We start from the raw sequence: 12,967 nt of genomic DNA on the forward strand, positions 1-12,967 counted from the left end.
GCACCCTGGCAGGGTTGGATCCTAAACCTTACCGGGGATAATTCCGGTCAGAATCGAGCCGGTGTTGGTACCGTCAAGATCGACGTCGCTTAAGTCCGTTTCACCAAAGGCAACACCGGAAATATTGGCCTTGCAAAGCTTGGCCCCCTTCATGTGGGGTTCATCAAAAACCGAGTTTCGAAGGTCAGCGTGTGAAAAGTCCGTTGCATGAAGGTCTGCACGCCAGACCTCGCCCGTTTTTTGTCCCTTGGCATCGCGCTGTTCGACGCCACCGAACTTGACGCCCTGAAGCACGGCCTTGGTGCAGTTGGCATAGGACATCCGCACACCGTTCATGATCGACCCGCTCAGCCGGGCGCGGGACAAATCGGCATTGCGCATCGATGCCATGACCAGAATGGTATCGACCAGCAAAACACCGCGCAGGATGCAATCATCAAAACATGCCGCCGAAAGATCAAACCCGGTGAAATCAAGTTCAGTCAGATCACGACCGGTCACATCAAGGCGTGCGCCCGATATGCCGCCACTTGTCAGCCACTCGGTATGGGCATTGAGCAAGATGCGGATATCATCAGGGAGCGGCGTTGCCGCCTTGCTGCCAATCGAGTTTGACGTATTGGCCTGCGACAGATCAACGTTCGCCAGATCAACATTGCGCAGATTGGCACCCGACAAGTCCGTGCCAAGCAAAAGTGTATCCTTGAGCTTTGCACCCTTGAGGTTGGCGTTCTTGAGCTTTGCGCCCGACAGGTTGCAGCCCGAAAGATCCGCGCCGGCAAGGTTCACGGCAAACATGTTGGCGTCACTCAGATCCGCATCAGCAAGCCGGGCACCGGACATGTTGCTTTCGGCCAGATTGGCACCGGACAGCACCGATCCCTGAAGGTCTGCGTTGGTCAGATCTGTTTGTCGTTTGACCTTTTTTTCGCGTCCGGCATCGATAATCACCATCACACCGGATCGAAGATCAGCCCCCGTCAGGTTGGCATTGCGCAGTTTGGCACGCGCCATGTTGGCGCCGCGCAAGTCGGCGCGCATGAAGCTTGAACCTTCGAGATTGGCCTCGACAAAGTTGGTTCCGAACAGATCACAGAAATCAAATTTGACGTCCTGAATCTGGGCCTGGATGAAATTGGCACCGGGAAGCACCGCATCTTCAAGACTGATTTTGCTCATCTTGATGCGCGACAGGTTGCCATTGCGGAGCTGCAATCGCCGGCCGCCGGGCTGCTTCATGACAAAGAGCTGATGCTTTTTGATTGCATCAACCAGTTCGGTGCGTGTTGTCATCTGGTGGGTGGTACCCCCGATCAATCGGAAACAGCGCATGGACGCCGCGGTTCCAAGAATTCTTATAAAGTATACCCGTCAATGACAGTGAACATTCTGACAAAACATGACAATTCAGCCCCTGGTTCACTGGCATAAATATATGATTACACAATACTTATCGCGTTGCATGGTTTTCTTGCGGCCTGTTGCGGATCTGACAATCGTATGATCGATATTGCGGGGCAATGTGTTTGCAACGGCAGCGCCATATATGGGCCGGACCACGCAGGGAACCGGCCTGTGATATTGCGATCTTGTATGGGGTTCCGCCCGCCCCCATCTGCAAAATGTATTTAAGATGAAGCGGGTAAAATGCACCACATTCTGTTTGTTGATGATGATGCCAACATCCTGAACGGATTGCGCCGACGTCTGCGCAGCACCCGTCCCGAGTGGAACCTTTATTTCGCCAATAGCGGGTCTGAGGCCATCGAACTTGCCGAAAACAAGGATCTCGACGTCATCGTTTCAGACATCCAGATGCCTGGCATGGACGGTGTGACCTTGCTTGAAACCTTGCAGAAAACCCATCCCGATGCCGTACGTATCATTCTGACTGGTCATGCCGATAACGCATCCTATCTGCGTACCATCGGCCCGGCACACCAGTTTCTGAGCAAACCTTGCGATCATGAAACCCTGGTCGACAGTATCGAAAACGCACTGGGTCTGCGTCAGTTGTTGCGAAGCCCCGAACTTAGGACCCTTGTCGCCGGTTCCAAGAGCCTCGCCTCGCCGCCCGACACCTATATGCGTCTGGAAACGGCCTTTTCGAACCCGAATTACGCGCTTGATACCATCAGCAAAATTGTTGAGTCCGATATCGCACTGACCACTGAAGTTTTGAAATTGACCAACTCGTCTTATTTCGCAGTGACGCAGAATGTTTCGTCGGTCGCGCATGCGGTCAGGATGCTGGGGATGGAAACGCTTAAGGCACTTGCCCTTTTTGTCGGTCTGTATCGCGGCTTTGACGGCCCGGCCAGTCAGGCAGCCAATCTTAAACGCCTGTGCCACCGTTCCCAGCAGATTGGCGTTACTGCGGCCCTGATTGCCGAATATGAACGGCTTCCGCGTGAAATTTGTCACGCTGTGCCATCTATCGGCATGCTTAGTCACATCGGGACGTTGATCCTTTATACCAAGCGCCCTGATGAGATGCAGGCGGTCATTGACCGGGTTGAAAAAGAAGGCATTTCAATTGATCAGGCGGAGGCCGAACAATTCGGGGCCGGACATGCCGAAATCGGTGCCTATTTGCTGGGATTGTGGGGTTTCCCGGCGCCTGTCATTCAGGCGGTTGCCTATCATCATCGGCCAATGGATTTACCGCACCGGGAAATGACCGCCCTGACCGCGATCTATATTGCGCAACATCTGACACGCGAAATTGCCGATCGTGATGCCGGACGGCCGGTCGAAAGCACGATCGATCAGGAATATCTCGCCCAGATCGGCAAGCAGAGCCACATCGAAGAATGGACCAATATTGCGGCGGTTGTTTCCGACAAATACCGCGAACTGACCAACAACTAGATCACGTGTCCTGATGTGCTCCGTCATCAGAAAAAAGGAGCAAAAAGGACACAACCCTCCACATATGCGGACTATCAAAGATCCTTTGCAGGCCCCATGTATAAGCCATGGAGCACACGCATGAGGTGAAAATGAGCGTCATCCTTTTTGTCGATGATGACAAAAATATTCTGGATGGTTTGCGTCGCCGGTTACGCTCGGTCCGGTCCGGCTGGGAGCTGCATTTCGCGCATGACGCGGAAAGCGCCTTGGCGAAGGCTGCGGAAATGGAACCGGATGTCGTCGTTTCCGACATGCGCATGCCCGGAACCGATGGCGCAGAACTTTTGACCATGATGCAGGAAAAACACCCGCATAGCGCGCGTATCATTCTGTCAGGTTTTGCTGAGGAAGAAGCAATCCTGCGCACGGTTGGCCCGGCGCATCAGTATCTGGCCAAACCGTGTGATGATCAGATGCTGGTCGAAACCATCGAGAACGCGCTTGATCTCCGTAACCTTCTGACCAATCCGGATCTGCGTGCGCTTGTTGGCGGGATTGATGCACTTGCCTCTCCGCCGATAACCTATACCAACCTTGTCAAGGCACTGGAAAACCCACTGACCAGCAACGAGCAGCTTACGGCCATCGTTGCCTCGGACATTGCGTTAACCGCCGAGATCCTGAAGCTGACCAACTCGGCCTATTTTGCGGTCAGCCAGAAAATCACATCTGTCTCGCAAGCCATCCGCATGATCGGCGTCGATACGCTTAAGGCGCTTGCGCTGTTTATCGGTCTGTTTCGCAGTTTTGACGGCCCCAAGCCAGCGGTCACGCGAATGATGCAACTGTGCAAGCGCAGCCAGCAGCTTGGCGTTGTTGCCACCTTGATCGCCGAACAGGAAAAGCTTCCAAAGGAAGTGATCAGTGTCATGGCCGCTGTGGGCATGCTGAGCCATACGGGCAGCTTGATCCTTTATGCCTATCGCGCCAATGAAATGGCCGAGGTCATCAAGCGGGTCGAAACCGAAGACATTCCGATTAACGTTGCCGAACGTGACCAGTTTGGCGCAGCCCACCCGGAAATCGGTGCGTACCTTTTGGGTCTATGGGGTTTTCCAAGCGCCATGGTGCAGACGGTTGCCTATCACCATCGCCCGCAAGACACGCGGCATACCGAAATGAACGCGCTTAGCGCAATCTATATTGCCCAGCATCTGGCACGCGAAGTCGCCATCGAAAGCCGCACCGGGCAGGCGCCTGAAAGCCGCATTGATCTTGAGTATCTTGAACGTTTGGGAAAAGCCAACCGGTTGCCGGTCTGGCGCGAAATTGCCCGCGTGGTCGAAGAAAAATACCGCGAAATGGACATGTAAGGGAGAGAGATGATGACACAGAATCCCCCTGTACTCTTCGTTGATGACGATGAAAACCTGTTGATGGGACTTAAGCGCAAGCTGCGCGGCAAGTTCGATTTCGAAACAGCGGTCGGCCCGCTTCAGGCGCTTGAGAAAATCAAGTCGGGCAACAAATATTCGGTTTGTGTTGCCGACATGCGCATGCCCGACATGGACGGTGTGAAGTTACTGGCCGAGGTTGCCAAACTCAGCCCCGATACAGTCAACATGATGCTGACCGGCAATGCCGACCAGCATACCGCGGTCGAAGCAATCAACCGGGGGCATATTTTCCGCTTTTTCAACAAGCCGTGCGAGGATGAAGACCTGATTGCCGGTGTTAAGGCGGGCTTGCGACAATATCAGCTGATCACCGCGGAAAAGGCGCTGATCGAACAGACCCTGGCGGGCAGTGTAAAGGTCCTGACCGAGGTGCTGGCACAGCTTAATCCGGCGATTTTTGGCAAGGCGATGCGCGCCAAGCTTTGGTGCGACACCATTGCCAAACAGATCGGCTACCCGCATCCGTGGGAATTGGGGTTGGCCGCGTTACTCGCGCCAATTGGTTATGTCTCTCTGCCGCCGGAAATCCTTGCCCGCCTTGGCGAGGACAAGCCTCTTCAGCCGCTTGAACGTGACGTTGTCCGTCGCACACCCGAAGTGGCGCGCAAACTGATTTCCAATATCCCGCGTCTGGAACAAGTTGCCGGCATTGTCTATCTGCAGAACCGCAATTTTGACGGATCGGGCTTCCCGGCCGAAGGCCCGCTTGGCACGGAAATTCCGTTGGGCGCGCGGGTCCTTCGGATTTTCAACGACCTTGGCAAAATTGTCGAAAGTGATCTTGTCGTCAAACAGCACTTTGACGAGTTGCGCCACAAGCCCGAACGCTATGACCCGGAACTGCTGAACCAGATCGAGGCGATCCTTGCCCAGGAAGACCCGTCCTATGACAAAGTCGCCTATCCGACCGGGACGGAGCATGACATTTACCTCAAGAACCTGAGGATAGGGGATTTCCTGCTGACCGATATCGAAACGCGCGACGGGCATATCTTGCTGACCCATGGCAACTACGTTTCCGAAATTCAGATCCAGCGGCTGCGGGTTTTTCAGGAACTTCACCAGTTTCATGAGCCCATTCGTGTCCGGCGCGGCGGGCATGATCAGGTTGCCACGAGCGGAGGGGCCTGATGTCTGAGAAGATTGAAAACCTGCACGACACCAAGATCCTGAGTGGCACGTCCGACCTGACATCGGGGGCGGACCTGCTTGAGGCTGCCAAGGAAATTGATGCGCCAGAAGACGTTCGCGCCCACTTCCTGGCACTGATGGGGGAGCAAAAGCGCCGCAAGCTCGAAACCATGCAGCGGCTCAAGACCATTCTTGATAGCGTTGTCGAGGGGATACTGATCATTGATGCCACCGGCATGATCCAGGACTTCAACAAATCAGCCGCCGAAATCCTGCGCGCAACCGGCGATGAGTTGCTGGGCACTTCGGTCGATGTGATGTTCATTGATCGCAAGGCAACCGTGCGCCACAAGCTTTTGAACCGCTGCATCAATATCAGCAGTGGTGTGCTGAAATATGACTATACCGAAACCATGGCGCAGCGCCTTGATGGCGACAGCTTTCCGATGGAAATCATCGTAAGTCCGGCCAATTTCGCATCCGAGATGAGTTATCTTTACATTTTCCGCGACATCACCCGACGCAAGAACGCGGAAGTCGCGCAAAAGAAGCTTGAAGAAGACCTGCGCGAGGCCCTTAAGCTTGAGGCGATTGGACATCTTGCCGGCGGAATTGCGCATGAAATCAATACGCCCAGCCAGTATATCCGCGATAACCTGAAGTTCCTTAATGACAGTTACGGGGCGCTTTCGCGCATGCTTGGTCTGGCCTTGCAGACCTTGTGGAAAAACCGCGCAAATTTGCCGCCCAATACGTTTGAGGATTTCACCCGACAAATGCGTGATTCCGATCTTGAATTCCTGCTTGAGGAAATCCCGCATGCCACCCAGCAATCCCTTGATGGCATCAATCAGGTGGCACGCATTGTCCTGTCGATGAAGGAATTCTCCCACCCCGGCGGGACGGAAAAAACCACCACCGACATCAACCGGGTCCTGTCGAACGTGATTGTGATTTCACGCAATGAATGGAAACACAATGCCGACATCACCGAAGAATTCGATCCGGAAATCCCGCATATTCCGTGCCACATCAACGAGGTCAATCAGGCCTTCCTCAACCTGATCGTCAACGCGGCACAGGCCATTCAGGCGGCCGGGCGCAAACCCGATGAAGGTCACATCACGGTCAAGACCACGTCGCTTGATGACAGCATCCTGATTTCGATTTCCGACAACGGAACCGGCATTGCCAAGGAAAACCGGTCAAAGGTGTTCAACCCGTTCTTTACCACCAAGGAAGTTGGCAAGGGCACGGGACAGGGACTTTCGATCACCCATGACATCGTCACGGTGCGCCATGGCGGGCGCATCTGGTTTGAAACCGACATGGGAAAGGGAACGACATTCCGCGTTCTTCTGCCTGCCGAAGACCGCACCGGCAAAAAGTCCGACGAAAAATCCGGAAAGACCAAGAACTAGCGCGGGGCAAACAGGATGATCCCGGCACCCAAAAGGCAAACCAGCAATCCGGTTACATCCCAGCGGTCGGGAGTGGTGCGTTCAACCACCCACAGCCAGAAGATCGATGCCGTAATATAAACCCCGCCATAGGCCGCGTAGGCCCGCCCGGCAAAGTCGGCCTCAACCCGGGTCAGAAGCCAGGCAAATACAATCAGGGATGCCACACCCGGCACGACCCAAAGGATCGACTTCCCGGACCGAAGCCAGGCCCAGAAGGCAAAACACCCGGCAATTTCGGCAATCGCCGCAAAGATATAGGCCGCTATGCTTTGCATCTGTTCCCCGTTTTGATCAGAAGGCCGGGCGCAAGTCGCCTGCATATTTGCCCGCCCAGTTGGTCAGAACCGGGGTCAGGTATTTCTTCAGGACCTCGGCCTTGGCGTCATCAATCACGCCATGTTTGCGCAGGATCGCGCCCATCGCAACCTCTGCCCCGCGCTGGGTGCCATCATCGATCTTAAGCGCCACACCAAGCCCCTGTTTGGGGAAGGCTGCGCAATAAACACCCTCTGCGCCGACCTTGACCAGTGCATTTTCACCGCATTCTTCCATGATCCCGGTGCAAAAACGCCCAGTTCCGGCAACCATGAAGGGCGCATTTGCACAGCCCTTGCGGATGCGCTTGATCGCATCAATGCGTTTGGCATCAAGGCCCGCCGGGTCGGCCATGCGCGCCATCGCAAGGCCCAGATCACGCAACCGCATGCCAATCACCGGAATGCCACAGCCATCAATACCGCGCGGGGTCGAAGACAGATCGCAATCACCCATTTCTTCCAACACCTTGATCAGGCGTTGCTGAACTGGATGAGATTCTTCGATATAGCCGCTCGGATCCTCGCCCAACTGCTGTGCAGTCGACAGAAACCCTGAATGCTTGCCAGAGCAATTGTTGTGCGCCTTCGTCAGGCTCACATGATCGGACGCCTGTTTAATCGCGGCATTCAGGCTGAGTGAATAATGCGGGGCGCATTCCAGCGTATCGACCGAAAGGCCGATCTTCTCCAACCATGCCTTGACGGTTTGGGCGTGTTCTTCCTCGCCATTATGCGATGAGCAGGCAAGGGCGATGTGTTTGTCCTCAAGCCCGAAGGCCTCGACCGCGCCGCTTTCAACAAACGGAATGGCCAGAAGCGGCTTGATCGCAGATCGCGGATACATCAGCGCATCAATATCGCCCCCCTGATCAACCACCGTCCCGTCAGACGTCATCACGACGTAACGGCCGCGATGGAAACTTTCGACCATATCGCCGCGTGTGGCTTCGACAAGGATCGGGTTGGCAGCGATTGACTGAGGCATTTTAAAGCTCCGGCTTTGGTGGGTTGATCAGTCTATGCCTGAAACACCGGTGGAAAATCAAGTATGGCAAATCTTGCAACTGCGAAGGTGCCCACAATTTGAGGGCTGCCTTTAAACACCTTTCGGCAACGGTATGGCCGTCAGGTTCTTGTATTCCTTCAAAACCAGACTGGATTGCACATCGCGCACGTTGGGCATTGAAAGCAACTGATGGGTGACAAAATCGCCAAAGCTTTCGATATCGCGCGCCACGGACATCAGCAGAAAATCCTGCCTCCCCGTCATCGCCCAGCAGGACAGAATTTCGGGAAGATCATTCATCGCGCGAGCAAAATCCTCCGCCCCCTGTTCGGTATGGCTTTGCAAGCGGACCTGAATGGTCGCCAGCACCCCAAAGCCAAGTTTCTTGCGGTCCAGAAGGGCGACCTGACGTTTGATCACCCCGGATGCCTCAAGCTGTTTGACCCGACGCAAACACGGCGATGGAGACATGCCGACCATTTCAGCAAGTTGGACATTGCTGATGGCGGCGTCCTTTTGCAGGGCCTGCAAGATCCGGATATCAGTCGCGCTTAGCGTCACGTCGGTCATTTTAAACCCCAAATCAAACCCACAAGGTCACAATATGCACATCATAACCGATTTGAACGTCTTATTGGCCAGAAAATGACATTAGAGTTGATGTAAAATGATCCTTGTAAATCGGCAATAGAACCCGAAAGAGGACGGCCATGAATCAGGGAAACGATCTGCGTGGTGACTACAGCCACATCAATGACGACTACACCATCGATCAGGACTGGAGCACATATACCGAGGCTGAGCACGAACTATGGCGCAAGCTTTATGACCGCCAGTCGCGCATTTTGCCCGGATATGCTGCCGAGGATTACATTCGCAATCTGATGAAACTTGATGCGGCGGATCAGATTCCGCATTTCGGCCGGGTTAGCGAGAAGCTCCATGCGGCGACCGGCTGGCATCTTGTGGCTGTTCCGGGGCTGGTGCCTGATGATGTGTTTTTTGACCATCTTGCCAATCGGCGGTTCCCGGTCACGGTGTGGCTGCGCAAGCCCGAGGAAATGGATTATCTGGTCGAACCTGACATCTTCCATGACTTTTTTGGTCATGTGCCGATGCTGTATGACCCGACCTTTGCCGACTATCTGGCAGCCTATGGCGCCAAGGGCCCAGAGGCCATTGCGATGGGCGGCCTGAAACAGCTGGCCCGGATGTATTGGTACATGGTGGAGTTTGGCCTGATCATGACCCCGCATGGATTGCGCGCCTATGGGGCTGGCATGTTGTCATCGCAAACCGAAACCATCTATTCGGTGACCGATCCCACACCAAACCGGGTTGCGTTCGAGCTTGAACGCGTCATGGGCACGGATTATGCGATTGATGATTTCCAGAAAACCTATTTCGTTCTGGAAAGTTACGATCAGTTGTTTGACGCGATGAATGTGCCGCTGGCGCCGATCTATGATCGGCTCGCCAAGAAGCCTGCGATTGATCCGGCAACCACCTTGCCGACAGACCGGCTTTATCATGTGCATGGGGCCGCAGACAGCATCATTTCCCTGGGCGAGGAGCCCCACAGGACCCACAGACAACGACGCCCTGCATAAGGCAGGGCGTGGCGATCCGTTCAGGATTGATCAAGGCAGTGCTGGTCTGCCAGCACCGCTAGCAGGCACTGATGGAATGACCCAGCACCCGATTGAGTTGCTCAAGCACCACTTTCGGGCTGGCGTCCTTGCTGATGAAATCGGCCGCCCCAAGCGCATCGGCTTGTGCGCGGGTGTCGGCATCATAATGGGCCGAGAAGAAGAAAACCGGCACGTTTTGGCTGTTGGGATAGCGGCGGCGAATTTCGCAGAACGCTTCAAAGCCGCTCATGCCCGGCATTTCAATATCAAGGATGATGGCACGGGGATAAAGCCCGTCCAGCTGATCAATCAGATCATCGGCACAATCAAAACCGGCCACGTCATATCCTGCCCGACGCAACACTGTTTCAAGGGCTGCTTTGGCGCTGGGACTGTCGTCGGCGAACGCAACCAGTCCATCAGGACAAAATTGCGACGGCATGGCGCTGAGCGCGTTCATGGATGGCGATACTCCGAGTTTTGGGACAAGTCCAAACTGACAGACGAAAATGTCAAATTGGTTAAACCCGCCAAATTTTTGCCACGCAATGTTCCGCCTTCACCCCGATCTCGCACCCGTGCCGCGAAAGTATAAGGCCGCAATGATCGGAACCATGCGACGCGCAAACCACGAACAACGTGCAAAACCCCAATGTTTCCGCCGACATAACGTTACGGAAACCTGATTTGTCGGGGTCGACATCCGTCTAAATAGGTATTTCCATGCCTATTTACGGAATTAGGGACAGGTGCTATAAACCGCCATGTCGCGAATGTGACCGGAAAATAGGATCGGGAATCCGGTGCGGCCGTGCCTTAGCGCACTTTGGCCAAGCCCGGAACTGCCCCCGCAACTGTAAGCGTGACGGCCTTTTTGCAGGCTTTCTCGCGAGTCAGAATACCGATGGTGTTTTCTTGGCATGAAATGGGCCGGGCGGGGTGTACCGGGTACTGGGAATCCGTAGTAGAATAGAATTTGGCAACGTTCCGTGCCCGACGCCATATGAAGACCCCATATGGAGTCGCATCAAGGACGGGACACACCAAGCCGGGAGAAACCATGTCCGACCCGCTAAAGCTCGCATCCGAATTTCCATCTGCTGATTATGCAAGTTGGCGCAAGCTTGCCGAGGAGGCCCTTAAAGGGGCACCGTTCGAAAAGAAGCTTGTCACCAATACGCTTGATGGCTTTTCCGTTCAGCCGATCTATACAAATGACGATCAGGATGACGCGACCCGGCTGATCCACGAAGTTCTTAATGCCACGGTCGAGCCGCGCGAAACCGTGACCGGCTGGGACATCCGTCAGCTTCATACCCATCCCGATCCCAAAGCCACCAATGCCGCGATCCTTGAGGACCTTGAAAATGGGGCCACCTCGATCACGCTAAAACTTGATGCCGCCGCCCGCGCCGGGCGCGAAATCAGTTCTGCCGAGGTCGGTGTTGACGGGATTGCCATTCATTGTCTGGCTGATCTCGATACGGCCCTTGAGGACGTTTACACCAACCTTGCCACCGTCGGGCTTGATGCCGGGGCAGCAGGTGTTCCGGCCGCAGCACTTCTGGCCGCCCATATCGCAAATACCGACGGTGCCGACGAAGCCGCACCGGCCTTTAACATCGACCCGATCGGCACGCTGGCATCCACCGGCACCCTGCCCTGCGGCGCACAAGATGCGGTTGATCATGCGGCAAGCGTTGCGGTAGAGCTGATTGATCTGTTCCCGCTGGCGACTGCAATTTCAGTGAATGGCGCACCTTATTATAATGCTGGCGCCACCGATGGTCAGGAACTGGCCTGCCTGCTGGCAAGCGGGGTGACATACTTACGTGCCCTGACCGATGCGGGAATGGCGGTTGATCAGGCGGCGGGTGCGATGGTGTTTAATGTTGCCATCGGTACGGACTTCTTTGCCGGGATCGCAAAGCTGCGTGCCCTTCGCATGATGTGGAGCCGCGTTCTTTCGGCATCGGGTGCCGAGGATGCGACGATTACGATCAATGCGGTTTCAGCCGAAATGGCCCTGACCAAGGTTGATCCGTGGGTCAATATGCTGCGCACCACGGTGACAAGCTTTGCCGCTGGTCTGGGTGGTGCCGATAGTGTGACCTGCCTGCCATATGATCATTTAATTGGCCTGCCAGATGGCTTTGCGCGCCGCATTACACGCAACACCCAACTGATCTTGCAGGAAGAAAGCAACGTGCACCGGGTCATCGATCCGGCAGGTGGTTCGTGGTTTATTGAAAACCTGACCAAGGAACTGGCGAAGGCCGCCTGGTCGAAATTCCAGTCGCTTGAATCTTCGGGTGGCATTCTAAGTGCCCTTGCCAATGGCAGTCTTAAGACCGAGATCGAGACCGTCTGGAACGCGCGTAAAAAACGCCTGTCGACCCGTCGTGATCCGCTGACCGGTGTGTCGGAATTCCCCAATATCACAGAAGCCAAAGTAACCTGCGAAAAGCCTGACCTCGATGCGATCATTGCAGATGCCAAGGCCCGGCAGACCAAATTTGACGGCACGGTCGGCAACAGCCTTAATGCGATGATTGAGGCCGCCCGCGCCGGTGCCACCATCGGGCATATGTTTACCGATCTTTATGGCACCAGCGCCGCGACATGTATCGGTGCCCTGCCCGCCCATCGACTTGCCGAACGTTATGAGGCGCTTCGCAAACGTTCTGATGCGCATAAGGCAAAGACCGGATCCTTCCCGCAGGTATTCCTGGCCAATCTTGGCAAGGTCGCCCAGCACACGGCACGCGCGAGTTTTGCGCGTAACTTCTTTGAAGCCGGCGGGATCGAGGCAATCACCAATAACGGCTTTGCCATTGCCGATGACGTTGCAACCGCCTTTGGCGACAGCGGGGCGAAAATCGCCATTATTTGCGGATCAGACCCGCAATATGCCGACATGGCAGCGGATGTTGCCAAGGCGCTGAAATCCAAAGGGGCCAGCATGGTTTATCTTGCTGGCCAGCCGGGCGATGCGAGGTCGGCTTACGAAGCCGCCGGCATTGACGAGTTTGTTTTTGTCGGGGCCGATGTCCTTGCCATTTGTGGCGTTGCACTTGATCATCTTCTTGGCAAGCAGGGGGAGAAATAA

Annotated in this window: 11 protein-coding genes and 1 riboswitch; of the genes, 6 read left to right on the forward strand and 5 right to left on the reverse strand. The window is 55.2% G+C overall.

Annotation, left to right across the window (positions count from 1 at the left end):
• Positions 1-21 precede the first annotated feature (21 nt).
• Complete coding sequence (locus TH2_RS00265) at positions 22-1,293, reverse strand: pentapeptide repeat-containing protein (protein ID WP_040822191.1); 1,272 nt, start codon at positions 1,291-1,293, stop codon at positions 22-24.
• 354 nt (positions 1,294-1,647) lie between these two features.
• Here TH2_RS00265 and TH2_RS00270 point away from each other — a divergent pair, with 354 nt between their 5' ends.
• From TH2_RS00270 to TH2_RS00285, 4 genes are all read left to right on the forward strand, one after another.
• Positions 1,648-2,871, forward strand: coding sequence for a response regulator (locus tag TH2_RS00270; RefSeq protein WP_008888378.1), 1,224 nt, complete (start codon positions 1,648-1,650; stop codon positions 2,869-2,871).
• 131 nt (positions 2,872-3,002) lie between these two features.
• Positions 3,003-4,226 carry a response regulator gene (locus TH2_RS00275; protein ID WP_008888379.1) on the forward strand — a complete coding sequence of 408 codons (1,224 nt, stop codon included), beginning with the start codon at positions 3,003-3,005 and terminating at the stop codon, positions 4,224-4,226.
• 12 nt (positions 4,227-4,238) lie between these two features.
• Positions 4,239-5,441 carry an HD domain-containing phosphohydrolase gene (locus tag TH2_RS00280; protein ID WP_008888380.1) on the forward strand — a complete coding sequence of 401 codons (1,203 nt, stop codon included), beginning with the start codon at positions 4,239-4,241 and terminating at the stop codon, positions 5,439-5,441.
• Entirely contained in the window at positions 5,441-6,862 is a 1,422-nt protein-coding gene (locus TH2_RS00285) for a two-component system sensor histidine kinase NtrB (protein ID WP_008888381.1), read from the forward strand. The genes TH2_RS00280 and TH2_RS00285 overlap by 1 nt, the downstream gene beginning before the upstream one ends.
• Here the strand turns inward: TH2_RS00285 and TH2_RS00290 are convergent.
• From TH2_RS00290 to TH2_RS00300, 3 genes are all read right to left on the reverse strand, one after another.
• Positions 6,859-7,179, reverse strand: a complete 321-nt coding sequence (locus TH2_RS00290; RefSeq protein WP_008888382.1) for a YnfA family protein — start codon at positions 7,177-7,179, stop codon at positions 6,859-6,861. The two genes, TH2_RS00285 and TH2_RS00290, sit on opposite strands and share 4 nt — an antisense overlap.
• 16 nt (positions 7,180-7,195) lie before the next feature.
• The gene (locus TH2_RS00295; protein WP_008888383.1) at positions 7,196-8,206 is read right to left on the reverse strand and encodes an asparaginase; all 1,011 of its coding nucleotides are present in this window, start codon (positions 8,204-8,206) and stop codon (positions 7,196-7,198) included.
• A 111-nt stretch (positions 8,207-8,317) separates the two neighbouring features.
• A complete protein-coding gene (locus TH2_RS00300; protein ID WP_008888384.1) occupies positions 8,318-8,797 on the reverse strand; it encodes an Lrp/AsnC family transcriptional regulator in 480 nt (159 codons plus the stop codon).
• 140 nt (positions 8,798-8,937) lie between these two features.
• On the opposite strand from TH2_RS00300, the gene phhA reads away from it, so the two are divergent.
• Positions 8,938-9,837 (forward strand): phenylalanine 4-monooxygenase, encoded by a 900-nt coding sequence (gene phhA, locus TH2_RS00305; RefSeq protein WP_008888385.1) that lies wholly within the window; start codon positions 8,938-8,940, stop codon positions 9,835-9,837.
• Between the two features lie 58 nt (positions 9,838-9,895).
• On the opposite strand, the gene TH2_RS00310 is transcribed toward phhA, so the two are convergent.
• Positions 9,896-10,318: a response regulator gene (locus TH2_RS00310; RefSeq protein WP_008888386.1), complete on the reverse strand. Its 423-nt coding sequence runs from the start codon at positions 10,316-10,318 to the stop codon at positions 9,896-9,898.
• A 285-nt stretch (positions 10,319-10,603) separates the two neighbouring features.
• Positions 10,604-10,782: riboswitch (cobalamin riboswitch) on the forward strand.
• 136 nt (positions 10,783-10,918) lie between these two features.
• Here TH2_RS00310 and TH2_RS00315 point away from each other — a divergent pair.
• On the forward strand, positions 10,919-12,967 hold the full coding sequence (locus TH2_RS00315) for a methylmalonyl-CoA mutase family protein (RefSeq protein WP_008888387.1): 2,049 nt from the start codon (positions 10,919-10,921) through the stop codon (positions 12,965-12,967).

It is taken from the genome of Thalassospira profundimaris WP0211 (assembly GCF_000300275.1).
Taxonomy (GTDB): domain Bacteria; phylum Pseudomonadota; class Alphaproteobacteria; order Rhodospirillales; family Thalassospiraceae; genus Thalassospira; species Thalassospira profundimaris.